Source organism: Rhizobium sp. BK512 (assembly GCF_014194915.1).
In the GTDB taxonomy this organism is placed as follows: domain Bacteria; phylum Pseudomonadota; class Alphaproteobacteria; order Rhizobiales; family Rhizobiaceae; genus Rhizobium.
Genome location: NZ_JACIAS010000001.1, coordinates 325312 through 343915, shown reverse-complemented (window position 1 = coordinate 343915; position 18604 = coordinate 325312). Strand labels below are relative to the sequence as shown.

The 18604-nt window shown below is 62.2% G+C and carries 19 protein-coding genes; 12 read left to right on the top strand and 7 right to left on the bottom strand.

Going from position 1 to position 18604, the window contains the following annotated elements; all coding sequences use genetic code 11:
* Positions 1-25 precede the first annotated feature (25 nt).
* The 7 genes from FHX06_RS01800 (at position 26) to FHX06_RS01770 (ending at position 8668) form a co-directional block, all read left to right on the top strand.
* Positions 26-2491 (top strand): beta-mannosidase, encoded by a 2466-nt coding sequence (locus FHX06_RS01800; RefSeq protein ID WP_183877868.1) that lies wholly within the window; start codon positions 26-28, stop codon positions 2489-2491.
* A 39-nt stretch (positions 2492-2530) separates the two neighbouring features.
* Positions 2531-3295 (top strand): sugar phosphate isomerase/epimerase family protein, encoded by a 765-nt coding sequence (locus FHX06_RS01795; RefSeq protein ID WP_113204825.1) that lies wholly within the window; start codon positions 2531-2533, stop codon positions 3293-3295.
* Between the two features lie 8 nt (positions 3296-3303).
* Positions 3304-4437: a Gfo/Idh/MocA family protein gene (locus FHX06_RS01790; protein ID WP_112546857.1), complete on the top strand. Its 1134-nt coding sequence runs from the start codon at positions 3304-3306 to the stop codon at positions 4435-4437.
* Between the two features lie 275 nt (positions 4438-4712).
* A complete protein-coding gene (mgrA, locus tag FHX06_RS01785; RefSeq protein ID WP_183877866.1) occupies positions 4713-5750 on the top strand; it encodes an L-glyceraldehyde 3-phosphate reductase in 1038 nt (345 codons plus the stop codon).
* An 83-nt stretch (positions 5751-5833) separates the two neighbouring features.
* Complete coding sequence (locus tag FHX06_RS01780; RefSeq protein WP_113210641.1) at positions 5834-7447, top strand: glycoside hydrolase family 43 protein; 1614 nt, start codon at positions 5834-5836, stop codon at positions 7445-7447.
* A 7-nt stretch (positions 7448-7454) separates the two neighbouring features.
* Positions 7455-7955: a GNAT family N-acetyltransferase gene (locus FHX06_RS01775; RefSeq protein ID WP_183877864.1), complete on the top strand. Its 501-nt coding sequence runs from the start codon at positions 7455-7457 to the stop codon at positions 7953-7955.
* A 380-nt stretch (positions 7956-8335) separates the two neighbouring features.
* Positions 8336-8668: an RcnB family protein gene (locus FHX06_RS01770; protein ID WP_112546861.1), complete on the top strand. Its 333-nt coding sequence runs from the start codon at positions 8336-8338 to the stop codon at positions 8666-8668.
* A 77-nt stretch (positions 8669-8745) separates the two neighbouring features.
* Here FHX06_RS01770 and FHX06_RS01765 read toward each other — a convergent pair whose 3' ends face one another.
* Positions 8746-9417, bottom strand: coding sequence for a 5-formyltetrahydrofolate cyclo-ligase (locus FHX06_RS01765; protein WP_113016697.1), 672 nt, complete (start codon positions 9415-9417; stop codon positions 8746-8748).
* Positions 9418-9534: 117 nt separating this feature from the next.
* Here FHX06_RS01765 and FHX06_RS01760 point away from each other — a divergent pair, with 117 nt between their 5' ends.
* On the top strand, positions 9535-10431 hold the full coding sequence (locus tag FHX06_RS01760) for a LysR family transcriptional regulator (RefSeq protein WP_113210639.1): 897 nt from the start codon (positions 9535-9537) through the stop codon (positions 10429-10431).
* A gap of 45 nt (positions 10432-10476) precedes the next feature.
* The gene (locus FHX06_RS01755) at positions 10477-11598 is read left to right on the top strand and encodes an HPP family protein (protein WP_112969368.1); all 1122 of its coding nucleotides are present in this window, start codon (positions 10477-10479) and stop codon (positions 11596-11598) included.
* A gap of 26 nt (positions 11599-11624) precedes the next feature.
* Here FHX06_RS01755 and FHX06_RS01750 read toward each other — a convergent pair whose 3' ends face one another.
* From FHX06_RS01750 to FHX06_RS01740, 4 genes are all read right to left on the bottom strand, one after another.
* Positions 11625-11924, bottom strand: coding sequence for a hypothetical protein (locus FHX06_RS01750; RefSeq protein WP_112546865.1), 300 nt, complete (start codon positions 11922-11924; stop codon positions 11625-11627).
* 248 nt (positions 11925-12172) lie between these two features.
* Entirely contained in the window at positions 12173-12352 is a 180-nt protein-coding gene (locus tag FHX06_RS35520) for a hypothetical protein (RefSeq protein ID WP_112546866.1), read from the bottom strand.
* On the bottom strand, positions 12349-13554 hold the full coding sequence (gene zigA / locus FHX06_RS01745; RefSeq protein ID WP_113210638.1) for a zinc metallochaperone GTPase ZigA: 1206 nt from the start codon (positions 13552-13554) through the stop codon (positions 12349-12351). The genes FHX06_RS35520 and zigA overlap by 4 nt, the downstream gene beginning before the upstream one ends.
* 178 nt (positions 13555-13732) lie before the next feature.
* Positions 13733-14767, bottom strand: a complete 1035-nt coding sequence (locus FHX06_RS01740) for a zinc ABC transporter substrate-binding protein (RefSeq protein ID WP_183877862.1) — start codon at positions 14765-14767, stop codon at positions 13733-13735.
* 102 nt (positions 14768-14869) lie between these two features.
* On the opposite strand from FHX06_RS01740, the gene FHX06_RS01735 reads away from it, so the two are divergent.
* From FHX06_RS01735 to FHX06_RS01725, 3 genes are read left to right on the top strand one after another with little or no spacing between them, the layout of a single operon-like run.
* On the top strand, positions 14870-15847 hold the full coding sequence (locus tag FHX06_RS01735; RefSeq protein WP_183877860.1) for a metal ABC transporter ATP-binding protein: 978 nt from the start codon (positions 14870-14872) through the stop codon (positions 15845-15847).
* Entirely contained in the window at positions 15840-16655 is an 816-nt protein-coding gene (gene znuB, locus FHX06_RS01730; RefSeq protein WP_113016702.1) for a zinc ABC transporter permease subunit ZnuB, read from the top strand. Before FHX06_RS01735 ends, znuB begins: the two co-directional genes overlap by 8 nt.
* Entirely contained in the window at positions 16652-17050 is a 399-nt protein-coding gene (locus FHX06_RS01725; protein ID WP_112546871.1) for a Fur family transcriptional regulator, read from the top strand. The genes znuB and FHX06_RS01725 overlap by 4 nt, the downstream gene beginning before the upstream one ends.
* A 33-nt stretch (positions 17051-17083) precedes the next feature.
* On the opposite strand, the gene FHX06_RS01720 is transcribed toward FHX06_RS01725, so the two are convergent.
* Together FHX06_RS01720 and FHX06_RS01715 are read right to left on the bottom strand one after the other, a co-directional pair.
* Positions 17084-17350 carry a hypothetical protein gene (locus FHX06_RS01720; protein WP_113144569.1) on the bottom strand — a complete coding sequence of 89 codons (267 nt, stop codon included), beginning with the start codon at positions 17348-17350 and terminating at the stop codon, positions 17084-17086.
* A 438-nt stretch (positions 17351-17788) separates the two neighbouring features.
* Entirely contained in the window at positions 17789-18535 is a 747-nt protein-coding gene (locus FHX06_RS01715) for a phosphotransferase family protein (protein ID WP_183877858.1), read from the bottom strand.
* Between the last annotated feature and the right edge of the window lie 69 nt (positions 18536-18604).

Here is an 18604-nt window from a genome sequence, read left to right as displayed (position 1 = left end):
GGAGCGGCGCGATCAGGATAAGACTATGACATCCTTGCCGAAGAACGGTTTCAACATCGAACTTTCGGGTTCGTGGCAGCTTGCTTCCGCCGATGGCGAGATCCGCAGCGTCATCACGCTGCCGGGCGACGTGCACACGGCGCTGCACCGCGCGGGACTGATCCCGGATCCCTATTTCGGCCGAAACGAGGAAAAGGTGCAGTGGGTCGCCGAGCGCGAATGGACGGTGGAGCGCAGCTTCACGCTTCCTGACGCCGAGGGCGACTGGTATCTCGACATCGATTATCTCGACACGGTCGCCAGCGTCCACGTCAACGGCTTCCTGGCGCTCGAGGCCGATAACAGCTTCCGCCGCTACCGGCCGGATGTTTCGAGCATGCTGAAGAAGGGTGAGAACACGATCCGCATCGTGTTTGCCTCCAACGTCGCAGCCGGTGCCGCGCGGCAAAAGCAGCAGCCCTTCTATATTCCCTACAGCACCGGCAACTCGCCGATCCCTGACGGCAACATGCTGCGCAAGGCGCAGTGCCATTTCGGCTGGGACTGGAATATCGCCATTGCCCCGCTCGGGCTTTACGGCACGATTGCGCTGAAGAAGCTGGAGACTGCGCGCATCGAGCATGTTCTGACGCGCCAGACGCACAATTCCGACGGTTCGGTGGAACTGCAGGTTACGGCGACGCTTTTTGCCAAGGATCCCGGCATCGCGCAGCTCTATTTCGATCTCGACGGCGAGCGCGTAAGGCTCGATGTCGGCGTCAGTGCCGGCGAGACCAGCGTCAACCACGTCTTCCAGATCGACAATCCGCGCCTCTGGTGGCCCTCGGGCAGCGGCGAGCAGGCGCTTTATACACTGACCGTCGAACTGCCGGCCGACAGCGTGACGAAGCAGATCGGGTTGCGCACCATCGAGCTCATCACCACGCCGGATGCTGCCGGCAGCCGCTTCGCCTTCAAGGTCAACGGCCGTGAAATCTTCTGCCGCGGCGCCAACTGGATCCCGGCGGACGCGCTCTTCTCGCTATCTTCTGAGGAAAAGACAGAGGATCTCTTACAGTCGGCCAAGGCCGCCAACATGAACATGATCCGTGTGTGGGGCGGTGGCTTCTACGAACACGACTGGTTCTACGATATCTGCGACCGGCTCGGGCTCATGGTCTGGCAGGACTTCATGTTCGCCTGCAACCTCTATCCCTCGACCGAGGACTTCCTGGAGAATGTTGCAGTCGAAGTGGATTATCAGGTCCGCCGGCTCTCTTCGCATGCCTCGATCGCGCTCTGGTGCGGCGATAACGAGCTCGTCGGCGCGCTCACCTGGTTCGAGGAGTCCCGCAAGGATCGTGACCGCTATCTCGTTTCCTACGACCGCCTGAACCGCACCATCGAAGTAGCGGTCAAGAAGGCGCTGCCCGGCGCCCTCTGGTGGCCGTCGAGCCCGGCCTCCGGCTATCTTGATTATGGCGATGCCTGGCATGCCGATGGTTCCGGCGACATGCACTACTGGTCGGTCTGGCATGAGAACAAGTCGTTCGACAATTACCGCTCGGTGCGCCCGCGCTTCTGCTCGGAATTCGGCTTCCAGTCCTATACGTCGCTGCCCGTCATCAAGACCTATGCCGACGCCAAGGACATGAACGTGGCATCGCCCGTCATGGAGCTGCACCAGAAGAATGCCGGCGGCAACGAGCGTATTGCCGGCACGATGTTCCGCTACTTCCGCTTCCCGAAGGATTTCCCGAATTTCGTCTATCTCAGCCAGATCCAGCAGGGTCTCGCGATCAAGACGGCGGTGGAATACTGGCGTTCGCTGAAGCCGCATTGCATGGGCACGATCTACTGGCAGCTCAACGATACCTGGCCGGTCGCGTCCTGGTCGAGCCTCGATTACGGCGGTCGCTGGAAGGCGATGCACTATCTCGTCAAGCGCTTCTTCCAGCCGGTGGCGGTGGCCGCGATCCCCTCGGAGGATGGCAAGTCGATCCGCTTCTCGCTGGTCAATGACACGCTCGAAGATGTCAGCGTCGATCTTTCGATCTCGGTCCTGACGATGAAGGGCGAGCGCAAGCATCTGAAGAACGTGCAGGCCATGTGCGCGCCGGATGCGGCCTGCACTGCCGCCACGCTCGACATCTCCGAGATTCCGGAGGGCACGCTGCTTGCCTGGCATTTCACCGCCTCCAATGGCATGGGCGGCGAGGGGCATTTCGTCAACGGCACCTACAAGGCGCTGGAACTGGAGCCGGCGGGTCTTTCCGTCGTCCGCGAATTCGTCGAGGAGAACGGCTCGATCGACCTCGACGTCACCGCCAAGGGCCTGGCGCTCTTCGTGATGATCGAGACGGATGTTGACGGCAAATATTCCGACAATGCCTTCGACCTGGCTGCCGGCGAAAGCCGCCGCATCACCTTTACCCCGGCAAAGCCTCTCGAAAAGGGCAAGCTGCCGGAATTCCGCTTCTATGACCTGCATTCCTGCCAGTCGGCAGATTGATCTTACGTGAGAACGGGCACGAGGCCCGAGGAGGATGACATGACCAAGCTCAGCTATCAGCTCTATAGCGCCCGCAATTTCCCGCCGCTTTCGACGATCTTCGAAAAGCTCGGCAAGGCCGGTTACGCCGAAGTCGAAGGTTTCGGCGGCATCTATGCGGAACTCGATGAGGCTGGCCTCAAGAGCCTGCGCGCCGATCTCGACAAGAACGGCCTCGTGATGGCGACCGGCCATTTCAGCCCCGATTTCCTCGACGGCAATGTCGAGAAGTCGCTGCAGATCGCCAAGATCCTCGGCATGGATTCGATCTATGCGCCGCACCTGATGCCCGACCAGCGCCCGACGGATGCAGCCGGCTGGCTCGCCTTCGGCAAGCGCCTGCAGGAAATGAGCAAGCCCTACAAGGATGCGGGCTATGAATTCGGCTGGCACAATCACGACTTCGAATTCGTGAAGCTTTCGGACGGTTCGCTGCCGATCGAGCGCATCTTCGAAGCCGCCCCCGGCATCACCTGGGAAGCGGATATCGCCTGGGTCGTTCGCGGCGGTGCCGATCCCTATGCCTGGGTCGAAAAGCTCGGTGACCGTATCAGCGCCGTTCACGTCAAGGATATCGCACCGGCTGGCGAAGCCACAGACGAAGGCGGCTGGGCCGATGTCGGCCATGGCACGATCGGCTGGGCGAAGCTGCTTCCGGTCGTCAAGGCGAAAACCAAGGCCAAGCATTTCGTCGTCGAGCACGACAATCCCAATGATATCGACCGCAACATCACGCGCTCGATCGCTTCCTTCAAGACCTACTGAGGCAGATCATGACCAAGGAACTTGGCGTCGGCATCATCGGATGCGGCAACATCTCCACCACCTACTTTTCGCTGTCACCGCTCTTCAAGGGGCTGAAGGTGCTGGCTTGCGCCGATATCAACGCGCAGGCTGCAAAGCAGCGCGCCGAAGAATATGGCGTTGTCGCGCAGACGATCGAAGAGCTTCTCGCCAATGACGAGATCGACGTCGTCGTCAACCTGACGATCCCGGATGCGCATTATCCGGTGTCGAAGGCGGCGCTCGAAGCCGGCAAGCACGTCTACTCGGAAAAGCCGCTCGTGCTGACGCTCGAGCAGGGCGAAGAGCTTCGCCGCATCGCCAAGGAAAAGGGCCTCGCCGTCGGCTGCGCGCCCGATACGTTCCTCGGCGGCGCGCACCAGCTTGCGCGTAAATTCATCGACGACGGCGGTATCGGCCGCATCACGTCGGGCGCCTGCTACGTCATGGGCCCGGGCATGGAAATGTGGCACCCGAACCCGGACTTCTTCTTCCTGCCGGGCGGCGGCCCGATCCTCGACATGGGGCCGTATTACATCGCCAACCTGATCAACCTGGTCGGACCAGTGAAGCGCGTTGCCGGCCTGACTTCGATGGCGTCGGAAACCCGCACGATCACCAGCCAGCCGCGCAATGGCGAGATCATCCCGGTCAAGACGCCGACGACGATCCAGGCGCTCCTGGAATTCGTTTCCGGCGCAACCATCACGCTGACGGCAAGCTGGGATGTCTGGTCGCACCGCCATGCCAATATGGAGCTCTACGGCACGGATGGTTCGCTCTACGTGCCAGACCCGAACTTCTTCGGCGGCGTCGTAGAGGCCAGCGGCCGCGACAAGGACATCAAGGCGCTGGAAGCCTGGGACCACCCGTTCGGCAAGTTCAACCAGGAAAGCCCGAACGGCCCGCGCGCCAACTACCGCACGGCCGGCCTTGCCGACATGGCCATGGCGCTGATCGAGGGCCGCGATGCACGCTGCTCGCTCGACCGCACGCTGCACGGCGTCGACATCATGACTTCGATCCTGAAGTCGGGTGCAGAAGGCCGGTTCGTGGATCTCACCACGACCTGCACGCAGCCGGCGGCGCTCGGTATCGAAGAGGCGCAGGCGCTCTTGAAGTAAGGTAAGCGGTGCGCCGTACGCTTGTCGTGCGGCGCACGCCTCCGTCATCCTGGGGACAAGCCCGAGGGTGACGACAGGCGGGGAGGGCCGGCCCCAAAGCTGGCTCCGTTGAAGTTGTCGAGAACACGCGCCACGCGCTTGCCGTATCGGTGTGCTTGATCCAATAGTGCCGTCGCGCCCGGCCCCATACGAGGGGCAGCGACGTTTTCAGCTTTCGACTGCCGCCTGATGCGGTCACGAAAGAGAAGCACTTTTACAGGTTGAGGAGACCTCAGATGAGCTGGCAACCGGCCGAAGACCGTTATTCGAAGATGAAATATAACCGCACGGGCCGTTCCGGCCTGAAGCTGCCGGCCGTTTCCCTCGGCCTGTGGCACAATTTCGGCGGCGACACCCCGAATGACCGCAAGGTCGACATGTGCCGCACGGCTTTTGATCTCGGCATTACCCATTTCGATCTCGCCAACAATTACGGCCCGCCTCCCGGCAGTGCAGAGACGGCGTTCGGCGAGATCCTGCGCACCGATTTCGCCGGCCTGCGCGACGAGCTGATCATCTCTTCCAAGGCCGGCTACGACATGTGGCCGGGTCCTTACGGCGAGTGGGGTAGCCGCAAGTATCTCGTCGCCTCCTGCGACCAGAGCCTTGAGCGCATGGGCCTCGACTATGTCGACATCTTCTATTCGCACCGTTTCGACCCGGAAACGCCGCTGGAAGAAACCTGCGGTGCGCTCGACTATATCGTGCGCTCGGGCCGCGCGCTCTATGTCGGCATTTCCTCCTACAATTCGCAGCGCACCCGCGAGGCAGCTGCCATTCTGAAGGATCTCGGCACGCCGTGCCTCATCCACCAGCCGAGCTATTCCATGCTCAACCGCTGGGTCGAGGACGACAAGCTGCTCGATACGCTTGACGAGGTCGGCATGGGCTCGATCGTGTTCTCGCCGCTCGCGCAGGGCATGCTGACGACGAAATATCTCGGCGGCATTCCCGCCGACAGCCGCGCGGCGCAGAACCACTTCCTGAAGAAGGACTTCATCCGTCCTTCGATCATCGACAATATCAAGAAGCTCAACGAGATCGCTGAAAAGCGCGGCCAGACGCTGGCGCAGATGGCGATCGCCTGGGTGCTGCGCGGCGGACGCGTGACCTCGGCGCTCATCGGCGCCAGCCGTTCCTCGCAGATCGTCGATTGCGTTGCCGCACTCGGCAATCTCGAGTTCTCGGCAGAGGAGCTGAAGCAGATCGATGTCTATGCCAAGGAGGCCGACATCAACCTCTGGGCCAAGTCCGCAGAGCTGGAAAAGTTTTGATCGCCCGGGGCAAAACCCCGGGCGTTTTTCTGGTATAGTTTGACGTACGTATAGCAAGAACCTTGCTCAACGGAGGAGCCGCCATGATCCGCAATCCCATCCTGCCCGGGTTCAATCCCGACCCGTCCATCTGCCGCGTCGGTGACGATTATTACATCGCGACCTCGACCTTCGAATGGTATCCGGGTGTGCAGATCCATCACTCGCGCGATCTGGTGAACTGGAAGCTGGTGCGCCGGCCGCTGGAGCGGGCTTCGCAGCTCGACATGCGCGGCAATCCCGACAGCTGTGGTGTCTGGGCGCCGTGCCTTTCCTATGCGGACGGGCAGTTCTGGCTGGTCTATACCGACGTCAAGCGCTTCGACGGCAACTTCAAGGATGCGCATAATTACATCGTGACCTCGCCCACGATCGAGGGCGAATGGTCCGAACCTGTCTACGTCAACTCCTCGGGCTTCGACCCGTCGCTCTTCCATGACGAGGACGGGCGCAAGTGGTTCGTCAACATGCAGTGGAACCACCGCACCGAGAGCTATGGCGGCTCGCCGAAGTCCCCAGCCTTTGACGGTATCCTGCTGCAGGAATGGGATCCGCAGACGAAGGCGCTGAAGGGCCCGATCAAGAACATTTTCGCCGGCAGCCCGCTCGGCCTGGTCGAGGGACCGCATCTCTTCCGCAAGAACGGCTGGTACTACCTGACGACGGCCGAAGGCGGCACCGGTTACGACCATGCGGTGACGATGGCGCGTTCGCGCAATATCGACGGCCCTTATGAGCTGCATCCGAACCGGCACCTGGTCACCTCGAAGGACAATCCGGAAGCGGCGCTGCAAAGGGCAGGGCACGGGCAATACGTCGAGACACCAGATGGCCAGGTCTATCACACGCATCTTTGCGGCCGGCCGCTGCCGCCGAAGCGTCGGTGCACGCTGGGGCGCGAGACGGCTCTGCAGAAATGTGTCTGGCGCGAGGATGGCTGGCTCTATCTGGAAAACGGCACTGTTGTTCCCGATGTCGAGGTGCCGGGTCTTGGCGATGCAAAGCGCGCTGAAAAACCTGTTCGCAGCGAGTATTCCTTCGATGGCGGCAAGTTGCCGGGTGATTTCCAGTGGCTGCGCACGCCGCAGCCGGAGCGCATCTTCAACCTGACGGAGCGCCCCGGCCATCTGCGCCTGATCGGCCGCGAGAGCATCGGTTCCTGGTTCGAGCAGGCGCTCGTCGCCCGCCGGCAGGAGCATCACAGTTTTCGCGCGGAAACGGTGGTGGAGTTTGCGCCGGATACCTATCAGCAGGTCGCCGGCCTGATACACTATTATAACCGCCACAAGTTCCATGCCGTCGTCGTAACCCTGCATGAAAAGCTCGGCCGCTGTGTCACGATTTTCTCCTGCGACGGCGACTATCCGCATGGGCGCATGAGCTTCCCGGCGGAAGCCGGCGTCGCGATCCCGGCTGAAGGGCGCGTGCAGCTCTCCATGGAGATCCGCGAAAACGACCTGCAATTCTTCTGGCAGACGGAAGGCAAGGGCGCCTGGCAGCCGATCGGCCCGGTTCTCGATGCCGGTGTCATCTCGGACGAGGGCGGGCGCGGCGAGCATGGCTCCTTTACCGGCGCCTTTGCCGGCGTTTTCGCCTTCGATACGTCGGGCCGGGCAAAGACGGCCGATTTCGACTGGTTCAATTACGACGAGCTTTGAGGGCTTCATGGCTGGCGATACCGGCATCGAGCGGCTGAACGAAACGCATGTCGAGGGCTTTCACCGGGCTCTCGACATTGTGGTGCGCGAGCGGAAATATCTGAGCCTGCTTGAAGCCCCGCCGCCGGAGGAGACGCGCAGGTTTGCGCTGTCTTCCATTGCCAGCGGCAATGTGCACTTCGTCGCCCTCGATGGCGGCGAGGTGATCGGCTGGTGCGACATCCGCCGGCATCACTTTCCCTCCCACGCCCATCGCGGCACGCTCGGCATGGGCCTGCTTCCCGCCTACCGTGGACAGGGGCTCGGCCGCCGGCTGATCGAGGCGTCGATTGAGGGCGCGCAGCAGGTGGGCATGCTTCGTATCGAACTTGGCGTGCATGCCGACAATGCAAGGGCGATCCGGCTTTACGAGGGGATCGGCTTCGTACGCGAAGGGGTGAGCCGCGATGCGTTTTGCGTCGATGGGGTTTATAAGGACGTGATCGAAATGGCGTTGATTGCGCGATAGGTTTCGAGCGGCGGCTGCCGGGTTTTCGCTTCCCCATCGGAGAGACCGTGCCTGCAGGGGCTGTGGAAGCAATGGGCGTGGTCTCCTCATCCGACGCTTTACGCCACCGACCAGGGTCGAGCCACGGGTCTCGACCCGTCCTTCGACCCCCCCGCTGAGGAGAGGGGGAAACCGCCCGTTCAAAACACCGTTTCATCACGCCCGATTACGCAGACGTGATATCCGGCAACATGATCTCGCCACCTTCCGTTATCCTGAAATTAGGATATTAGGAATCGCGCATAAGTGCCCGATTCCATTACAGATCTTTAATTTTATTTTCAGATTCCGTTCATTTTCAGGGACGTAATTTCGGGGCGTGTTCAACACGAGGAAACCCCATGAAAAAGATCTTCGCAGCACTTCTTTCTACTTCTTTCCTGCTCTCGCCGATCGTCGCATCGCAAGCCAGCGCCGCCGATCATCGCCGTCCGCCGGTCGTCGTTCACGAGAAGGTCATCGTCCACAAAAAGGTCATCCGTCCGCATTACTGGGCCAGGGGTTACCGCATGTCGGCTGCCGAGCGTGGCCGCTACGGCGAAGTCCGCGACTATCGCCGCTATCGCCTGGCACCGCCGCCGCGCGGCTATCACTGGGTGAGGGCCGATAACGACTACCTTCTCGTCGGTATCGCCAGCGGCGTGATCTCCAGCATCATCGCCGCCAATCGCTGAGTTCACGCGCAATCCCGAAAAGAGGGCGGCTTCGGCCGCCCTTTTTTGTTCGCCGCGCGAATCGCGGTCTTTAGCCGTCAGGCCAATGCACCGCCGGGGCGCATGATCACGCCATCCTCCGTGACGATTGCATCCATTGGAACATCGTGCGGCTGCGGCTTGATCGTTCGGATTTGCTGTTGCGAGTATCCGATGCCAATTGCGAGTGGTTTGGGGGAGAGTGCCGCCAATGTCCGGTCGAAATAACCGCCGCCGACACCAAGACGATAACAGCCGCGGTCGTAGCCGACCACAGGCGCAATGACGATATCGGGCCGCTGCTCCTCGCCGCCGGCGGGAATGAGAATGCCGAGCACGCCGCGCTCCAGCTTGGCTCCCGGCGTCCAGGCGCGGAATGTCAGCGGACCCGCTTTTTCTGCCACGACAGGCAGAAGGCAGGCCGCGCGCCCCACGATCTCCTTCATCCAGCCGCGCAGATCCGGCTCTCCCTGAAAGGGCCAGTAGACGCTGACGGATTTTCCCGCGACGACAGGACCCAGAAGGCGGTCGAGCTGCGCCGATATCAGCGCCGTCTTCTGCTCCCGATCGGTTGATCCTATCGATTTGCGGGCGTCGATCAGCCGCCTGCGCTCGCCGCGGCGCCATTCCCGCACCACCTCCCACGGCTCTTCGAGACCCATATAGGCGGGATCGACTTCGTGCATTAGGCATGCGGGCGAGGCATAGGCCTCTGGTTCGTCTTTCTGCATCTGGCGGTCCGATCGGAAGAAGTTTTCAGTTCATGTGACGATTTTGGGCCGTGGGACGATTGCGATCATTCTCTGATTTGGAATAATAGACAAGTTCGTTCATCAAGCGAGATCGATGTGGATCTGTCTTCCCTGGAAATTTTCCTTGCCGTCGCCGAAGAGGGCAGCGTGACCCGCGCAGCCAGGAGGCTCTCGCGCGCGCCGTCCAACGTCACGACCCGTATCCAGGCCCTGGAAGGGCAGATGGATGCGGTGCTGTTCAGCCGCGACGGCAAGCGCATGACGCTGACGCCGGAGGGGCAGACCTTCCTTTCCTATGCGAAACGGTTGACGGCCCTGGCCGGGGAGGCGCAGCTTGCGCTCAAGGGTATCCGTCCGCAACCGGTGCTGCGTCTCGGTACAATGGAAAGCACGGCCGCAAGCCGGCTTCCGCCTGTACTTGCCCGTTTCAATGAGCAGAACCCGGATATTGCCCTGAAGCTCACGCTTGGCGCCACGCGGGAGCTGACAAAGGCGGTTTTATCCGGCGAGCTCGATTGCGCGCTGATTGCCACACCACAGGGCGAACCCGGCTGGCTGTCATCCGCAGGTCCGGATGTCGGCGATCTCCATTCTGCGCGCGTCTACGAGGAGGACCTCCTGCTGGTGATGCCGCCGCATCATGCCTCGGTCGCAGTACCTCAGGATATCCGCCTTCCGGCGCTCGCCGCGCTCGAGCCCGGCTGTACCTACCGGCAGATTGCCGAGCGATGGATGCGCGCCGGCGCCAATCTGCCGACGGTGGAGATGACGTCCTATCATGCAATCCTTGCCCAGGTCATCGCCGGCAATGCCGTCGGCGTCATGCCGCGCTCGGTGCTCGACATGCTGCCCTGGAACAAAGAAGTTACCATCCACCGGCTCGGCCTGGTCGATACGCTGCTGATTTCCAGGCGGCAGCAGCGATCCGATCCGTTGCAGGCCTTCGAGCAGGTCATGCTCATGTCGGCCAATCCGCCCGCCATGCTGCAATAGCAGCGCCTTTCAACTTCGCTCGCAGTCGTCTTCAAAGAGTTTCTCATGCGCTTACCAAATCCCGACGAGCCCCGCCGGTCCTCCATTTCGCGGCTCTTCCACCCCATTCTTGCCGGTGCGACGCTGCGCGACCGGCTGCTGGCCTGTCTCGGCGCGCTTGTCTCCATTGCGCTGACGGGCCTGCTCTGCGGCGCGCTTTTCGGCGAAGGTTCTCATCTGCCGCTGATCGTGGCGCCCATGGGGGCGTCTGCCGTGCTGCTCTTTGCGGTGCCGGCGAGCCCGCTCGCGCAACCCTGGTCGATCATCGGCGGTAATACGATCTCGGCGATCATGGGGGTGGTGGCGGCGAGCCTGATCCATGATCCGATCATTGCAACCGGGGTCGGCGTGTCACTGGCGATCGCCGCCATGTCCTTCACCCGCTGCCTGCATCCTCCCGGCGGGGCGGCGGCACTGACGGCCGTGCTCGGCGGTCCGGTTGTCGCCAGCTGGGGCATGCTCTTTCCCTTTGTGCCGGTCGCGCTGAATTCCTGCCTGCTGGTGGTGCTCGGCCTCGTTTTTCACAAGCTGTCGCGGCACAATTACCCGCATGTGGTGGCAGTACCCGTCAACACGCACCTGACGGCGGACCGGCCGGCGGCTGAACGCACCGGCTTTCAGGAGGAGGATATCGATGCGGCACTCGCCAAGCTCAACGAGACCTTCGATATCGACCGCGCCGATCTCGGCCGGCTGTTGCGCCAAGTGGAGTTTGAGGCGGTTGCCCGTTCGAATGCCGAGATCCGATGCGCCGATATCATGTCGCGCGATGTGATCGCGATCGATGCCGATGCAACGGTCGAGCAGGCGCGCTGGCTGCTGCTGAACCACAATATCAGGACATTGCCGGTGCGCGACGAGGCCGGAAAGCTGATCGGCACCGTCGGTCTGCGGGAGCTCGCAGTCGCCGCCGGTTCGGTCGAGCGGCTGGTCTCGCCGGCGACGACTGCGCGTGCCGATGACGTGGCGATGGGCCTGCTGCCGGATCTGACGGACGGGCGCACCCACGCAGTCATTATCGTCGATGGGGAGAGGCGTATTCTCGGATTGATTTCTCAGACGGATCTGCTGAGCGCTGTTGCACGGGCCTTACCGAAGGGTGGCAAGCGGCCGGAAGTCGCGGCCTAAAGCAAATCCGCGGGCGCGACGCGCAATCAGCGCATCCCGAGATAGACGAGAAGGCATGCTGCCGCAGCGGTGACGGCAAGTTTCGGCCACCTGTCGTCAAAGACGAAGGCGAGCAAGGCTCCGCCGGTGAGCGTTACGCTGGCGCTCCAGAAACTCTTGTCGGCGCAAGTGAGCGCGAGGGCGGCGAGGAATACCGCGCTCGCCACCATCGTCACCGGTGCCGACGCCCGGACGATGTCATCCTCCACCACATAGGGGAGAATGAAGCGCCGCAGGCTGAGGGCGAGGGCGGCTCCGAGCAGGAGGTCGGTAAAGACAGGCGGCATGGCACATCCGATTGTTTCGAACGAAGCCGTTGCAAGCGGTGTGCCAGTCGCGGGAATTTCGGCCGAGCCCCGCGGCTGCGGGAGATCGGCTCGGGGAGGGCCCACAGTTTTGGGGTTCGTGCCCATTTATTGAATTTGGGATGATGAAAAAAAGATCATAAAGTCGATCTGCGCAAAGTTTCATCCGAGGGGCAGGCTGCCAAGGCGAGGCTCGACCCGGCAGGCGCAGGTGCGACCCTGTTCAATGCCTAGTCCCGCCGGCGCGAAGGCATGACCAGTTCGGCGATGGTTCTTAGGACAGGCTTCGGTTTGCTTGCTTCATTCCCGGTTCCATCTCCGTAAGTGAGCGGATGCAGCCCCTCGATCGGCGGCAGCGGTTCGCATTCGATGCACAGGCAACGATAGGGCCTGATCGCCGTCGCCTTCATGCTGCCTGCCGGCTCCAGCTGGCGAAGGGGTCGGGCAGATTGCGCCAGCGCTCCGGCGTGAAGCTGGCGCTCTCCACCAGGCAGGCGTCGAGCTCCCGCCTGATCCAGGACTCATCCATCGGATCGGCGCCGATGAAGACGATTTCCTGGCGGCGATCGCCCCAGATAGGGTCGAGATAGGGGCCGATGCCGTTGAGGAAGCCGGTCTCCTGCGGCCATTGTTCACGCGGGACGGCCGCCCACCAGAGGCCCATCTTGCCGGTGCGCACGATCGCGCCGGCCTGGCTGATTTCGCCGACATAATGCGGGCGCGTGGCAAGCCAGAAGAAGCCTTTGGCGCGCACCACGCCCGGCCAGGATTTATCGAGGAAGGCCTGCAATCTGGCGGGGTGAAAGGGGCGTCTTTCGCGATAGACGAAGGAGCGGATGCCGTATTCCTCGGTTTCCGGCACATGATCCTTGAAGCCGTGCAGTTCCTTGTACCAGAGCGGGTGAGTCTCGGCCCTGTCGATATCGAAGCGGCCGGTGCCGAGCACATCCTTCAGCCCGACCTTGCCGAAATCCGTCTCGATGATGCGGGCATCGGGGTTGAGGCCGGTGATAATCTTTCTTGCCGCATCGCTTTGCTCCTCGCTTGCCGTGCCGATCTTGTTCAGAACGACGATATCGGCGAATTCGATCTGCTCGACGAGGAGATCGACGATCGTCCTGTTGTCGCCGTCACCGGCGGTTTCGCCGCGGTCAGCGAGGAAATCGGCGGAGGCGTAGTCGGCAAGCAGGTTGGCGGCATCGACGACGGTCACCATCGTGTCGAGGCGGGCGATATCGGAGAGGCTCAGCCCATTCTCGTCGCGGAATTCGAAGGTGGTGGCGACGGGCAGGGGCTCGGCAATGCCTGTCGATTCGATCAGCAGGTAGTCGAAGCGGCCCTGTTCGGCGAGCTGGCGGACTTCCTTCAGAAGATCGTCGCGCAGCGTGCAGCAGATGCAGCCATTGGTCATTTCCACCAGCTGTTCCTCGGTGCGGGAGAGATTGGCGCCGCCGTCGCGCACAAGGGCGGCATCGATATTCACCTCGCTCATGTCATTGACGATGACGGCGACGCGCATGCCTTCGCGATTCCCGAGCACATGATTGAGCAGCGTCGTTTTCCCGGCGCCGAGGAAGCCGGAGAGCACAGTAACCGGAAGTCTCTTGTCCATGATATCATCCTATTATGTTATAACGTAACATATGGGTCGACAAAAAAAGGCGGAACGGGGGTGTCGCCGCCTTCTTTCGCCGCAGCGCTCGCGGGGGCGGGCTGCAAGTTCGACAGGGTGCCTTTTGGGCATTTCCCTACTTGTAGAATGCGCACACCGCTGCCGAAACTCGTTCGGACTATGCGCTGGCAAGGCAGTTCCTCATGCTGTCGGCGATGCCGCGCATGAGGGAGAAGTAGAGATCGGGGCCAGCAGGCAGGGTGGCGGCTTCGGGGTCGAGCACGCCCGACTTCGCCTTGGTGCCTTCGATGACCACGTTGACGAGACGCGGCTCGAATTGCGGCTCGGCGAAGACGCAGGTTGCGCCGAGATCGCCGACCTTCTTGTGGATCTCCGAGATGCGCTCCGCACCCGGGATGGTTTCCGGGCTGACGGTGATCGAGCCGGCGACGCGGATATGGTAGCGGTGCTCGAAATACTGATAGGCATCGTGGAAGACCACGAAAGGCTTGTCTTTTACCGGCGCAACGGTCGCGGCGACTTCCTTGTCCAAAGCATCCAGCTTGTCGTCCAGCGCCTTTGCATTGGCCTCGTAGGTCAGAGCGTTGGCGGGGTCGGCGGCAACCAGCGTGGTGGTGATTTCGGCTGCCATGGCTTTTGCATTCATGGGATCGAGCCAGAGATGGGTATCGAAGCCGTGGTGGCCGTCTTCATCGTGAGCGTGGGCATCAGCTGCGTGGTCATGGCCGGCTTCGCCGTGCTCGGCGGAAGCACTATCGTGCTCCGCGGAAGCACCATCGTGCTCCGCGGAAGCACCATCGTGGTCCGCGTCGTCGTCGTGAGCCTCGAACGCGCCGCCTTCGCGGAAGGGCAGCTTCACCAGGCCCGGCGCATCGTCCAGGCGGGCGACGATCGCGTCGGAACCCAGCGATTCCAGTGGTTTTTCGAGGAAGGCTTCGAGGCCGGGGCCGACCCAGAATATCACCTTGGCTTCCTGCAGGGCGCGGGCGTTGGAAGGCTTCAGATTATAGGTGTGCGGGGAGGCGGCGCCATCGACGATCAGCTCAGGCTTGCCGACGCCGTCCATGATGGCGGATACCAGCGAATGGATCGGCTTGATCGAGGTGACGACGACAGGTGCATCGGCCGCCTGAAGAGCCCCGGCGATGAGGAAGGCCGGGATCGCGAGGGTAATGCCCATCGCCAGTTTCATCAGCATGCTCCGCTTGAATTGCAATTGTTATGTTATTACATCAATTGCGTTATGCTATAACGTGTGCAATAGCAGGACGCAACAGCACTTTCGGAAAATTTGATGCTCTCTCCCGCAAATACCCCTGCTGGTATGAAGGCCGAACCGCTGGTTTCGCTTGAGAATGTCGGCATTCGCCGCGGCGGCCGGTGGCTGGTGCGCGGTGTGGATTTCTCCGTTTCTCGCGGCGAGATCGTCACGCTGATCGGCCCGAACGGCTCCGGCAAATCGACGAGCGCGAAGGCGGCGATCGGCGTCCTGAAGGCGGATGAGGGCAGGGTGACGCGCATTGCCGGCCTCAAGGTCGGCTATGTGCCGCAGAAGCTTGCCGTCGACTGGACGCTGCCGCTTTCGGTGCGGCGGCTGATGACGCTGACCGGGCCGCTGCCCGAGGCCGATATCATGGCCGCGCTTGAAGCCTCCGGCATGGCGCATATGCTGGATGCGCAGGTGCAGCACCTCTCCGGCGGCGAATTCCAGCGCGCCTTGATGGCGCGCGCCATTGCCCGCAAACCCGATCTTCTGGTGCTCGACGAGCCGGTGCAGGGCGTCGATTTCGCCGGCGAGATCGCGCTTTACGAACTCATCAAGTCGATCCGCAATACGACCGGCTGCGGTATCCTGCTGATCTCGCACGATCTCCATGTCGTCATGGCGGAAACGGATACCGTGATCTGCCTCAACGGCCATGTCTGCTGCCGCGGCACGCCGCAGGCCGTCAGCCAGAGCCCGGAATATGTGCGCCTCTTCGGCAGTCGGGCTGCGCCGACGCTCGCCGTCTACAGCCACCATCACGACCATACGCATCTGCCCGACGGGCGCGTTCTGCATGAAGACGGCTCGGTGACCGATCATTGCCATCCCGAGGATGGGCATCACCATGATCACGGGCACGCGCATTCGCACGCTCATGCTCATGCGCAGGCTGATGGCGATCATCACCACGGGCATGCGCATGCGGAGGCTCACGCCCATACTCACACGCATTCTCAGAGTGGCGCGCAGAGCACGGCCAGCAGCGCGGAGGACCGTCATGCTTGACGATTTCTTCGTGCGCGCCATTCTTGCCGGCGTCGGTCTGGCACTGACGACGGGGCCGCTCGGCTGCTTCATCATCTGGCGGCGCATGGCCTATTTCGGCGATACGATCGCCCATTCGGCGCTGCTCGGCGTGGCGCTCTCGCTGCTCTTCGAACTCAACCTGACGCTTGCCGTCTTCGTGGTGGCCGCTGTCGTCTCGATCCTGCTTCTCTTCCTGCAGAAGCGTCAGGCGCTGTCGGCCGATGCGCTGCTCGGCATTCTGTCGCATGCGACGCTTGCGATCGGCCTCGTCATGGTCGCCTTCATGACATGGGTGCGCATCGATCTCATCGCCTTCCTGTTCGGTGACATTCTTGCGGTTTCCACCACGGATATCGCGCTGATCTGGGGCGGCGGCATCTTCGTGCTGGCGGCCATCGCCTGGCTGTGGCGGCCGCTGCTTGCGGCCACCGTCAATCCGGAACTGGCTGAGGCCGAAGGCCTTCAGCCGGAGCGCGCGCGGCTGTTCTTCATGCTGTTGATGGCGGTCGTCATTGCCATTGCCATGAAGATCGTCGGCATCATGCTGATCACCTCGCTCTTGATCATTCCGGCGGCAACCGCGCGGCGCTTTTCTTCGACACCGGAACTGATGGCCGTGCTTGCCTCGCTGGTCGGCGCTGTCGCCGTCGTCGGCGGGCTCTTCGGCTCGCTGACCTATGACACGCCATCAGGCCCGTCGATCGTGGTGGCCGCCCTCATTCTCTTCATTCTGAGCCTGCTTCCCGCCTGGCGCGGGCGCAGGGACCTGCAAGGACAAGGCTCATGACCGCACCGCAAATGACCCGCAACCAGGCGCTCGTTTTCGACGTGCTCGAAAAGGCCGAGGGACCGCTCAGCGCGTATACGATCCTCGACAAGCTGCGCGACCAGGGTTTTCGAGCACCGCTGCAGGTCTACCGGGCGCTGGAAAAGCTGCTCGAATATGGCGTCGTGCATCGCCTCGAAAGCATCAATTCCTTCGTCGCCTGCGCCCACCCGGGCGAGGATTGCCACAGCCACGGCATCGTCGCTTTCGCGATCTGCGAAAGCTGCGGCCAGGTGATCGAATTCCACGACCATGAGGTGGACCACCGCCTGATGGGATGGGTGCGCAGCCAGAAGTTCAAGCCGGCGAAAACGACGATCGAAATCCGCGGCACCTGCGAGGCTTGTGCGGCCTGAACCGGAAGCGGGGCCTGGTTACAGGGCCGATGCTCAGTGGACCGTCGATTCATCAGGGCGGATAAAATCGGCCTGTCCGACCATCTTTATCGCTTCAGCGATCCGGTTTGCGACCTCATCCGCGTCGCCTGAAATGGTCTCGTAGTTCTGCAGCAGGTCGGCAATGTTCTCCATTGCCTGTGACAGGCTATTGCTTTCCTCGAGTGCGGTCGAAGAGGCGTGGAGCATGTTGCTGAGCTTCAGCAGCAGCCGCTCGATCTCTTCCCTCGTCATTTCGTCGATACCCTTGGTCTGAGCCACGACCGCCCCCAACGATCAATCCGGAATCTGCTTGAAATGCGATTGCTAATCACTTGCATTAGCAAAACATAATTGCGAACTATTCGCAACAGAAAACGAAGGAATCTGCTGCCCTGTCGAACCGAAGGTGTAATCGGGAAGGGGCATTGAGAGGGCCGTCACGTCTTTCATGATCAAGCACTGGCGCTGGGGCGGGCGGAGACCGCCGCGTACCACCAGCTGAGCGGCGTGGCGCTCTTGCCCGCCCATGCCGAAAACGTCCTTCCCTGGTCCGTCACCAGCCGCCCGCTGAAAGGCGAACCGCCGACGATCGATCTTGCCGTCGGCCATAAGAGGCCGAACAGCTCGCCGACGCTGGCACTATTCCTCTCCAGGCTGAGGCAGCTTGGCAAGGATCAGGTGCAGACGGCGAAAGGCGATGCGAATCAGGAAGTGGCCCTATCCGTCGACAGGGGCGAGTGCTGCAAGATGCAAGAGATCTTCGTTCTCCTCGGGCACTTCCTCTGCCAGGCGGGCTGCGGCGATAACCGGCAGCCAGGTGAAGATCTCGTCCGCGGGTAATTCGGCCGCCTTCGCATAGGTGACGACATAGGCCTCGGCGATTGCCGGGAGCACGCGGCGCATCAGGAGGTAGGTGCGGCAGACATCGGCGGCCGGGTTGCCGCTGCAGGCATCGAGCCAGTCGACGATCATCGCGTCACTGCCGGAGCCCAGGATATTCCAGGGATGGAAGTCACCGTGGCAGACCCTGTCACCATCGGGCAGGGCGGCAAGTGTGAGAAGCAGCCGGTCGCGCAGGTCTTGTGTCAGGGGTTCGGCGCTTTCGATATTGGCCGACAGCCTCGATTTCAGCGAGGGGAGGCCGGTGCCGGGTTCGCGGTGCAGGCGCAGGTGAAGGGCGGCCATTTCCTTGATGGCTGACAATGGCGGTTCGGGCGCCATCTCATCGGCAAGGCTTGCCCCGGTCACGCGATCCATCAAAAGGCCCCAACGGCCGTGATAATCGCCGACGACGTGAACCCTGGGCGCTGGCAGCGACAGTTTCTCGGCGATCGCCAGACTGGCGGCTTCGCGAAAGGCGGGGGCTTTCGGCCGGCCGGGCTTATAGAGCTTCAGCGCCAGCGTGCCATGTTCAAAGACTTCCGCTTCCTTGCCGGCGCCGAGCAGACGGCCGATTTCGCTCATGTCGGGCTCCCGTTCATTGAGTCTCTTCGAGAAACATGTGGTGCTGATCTTTGCGGCGGGAAGAGGGAG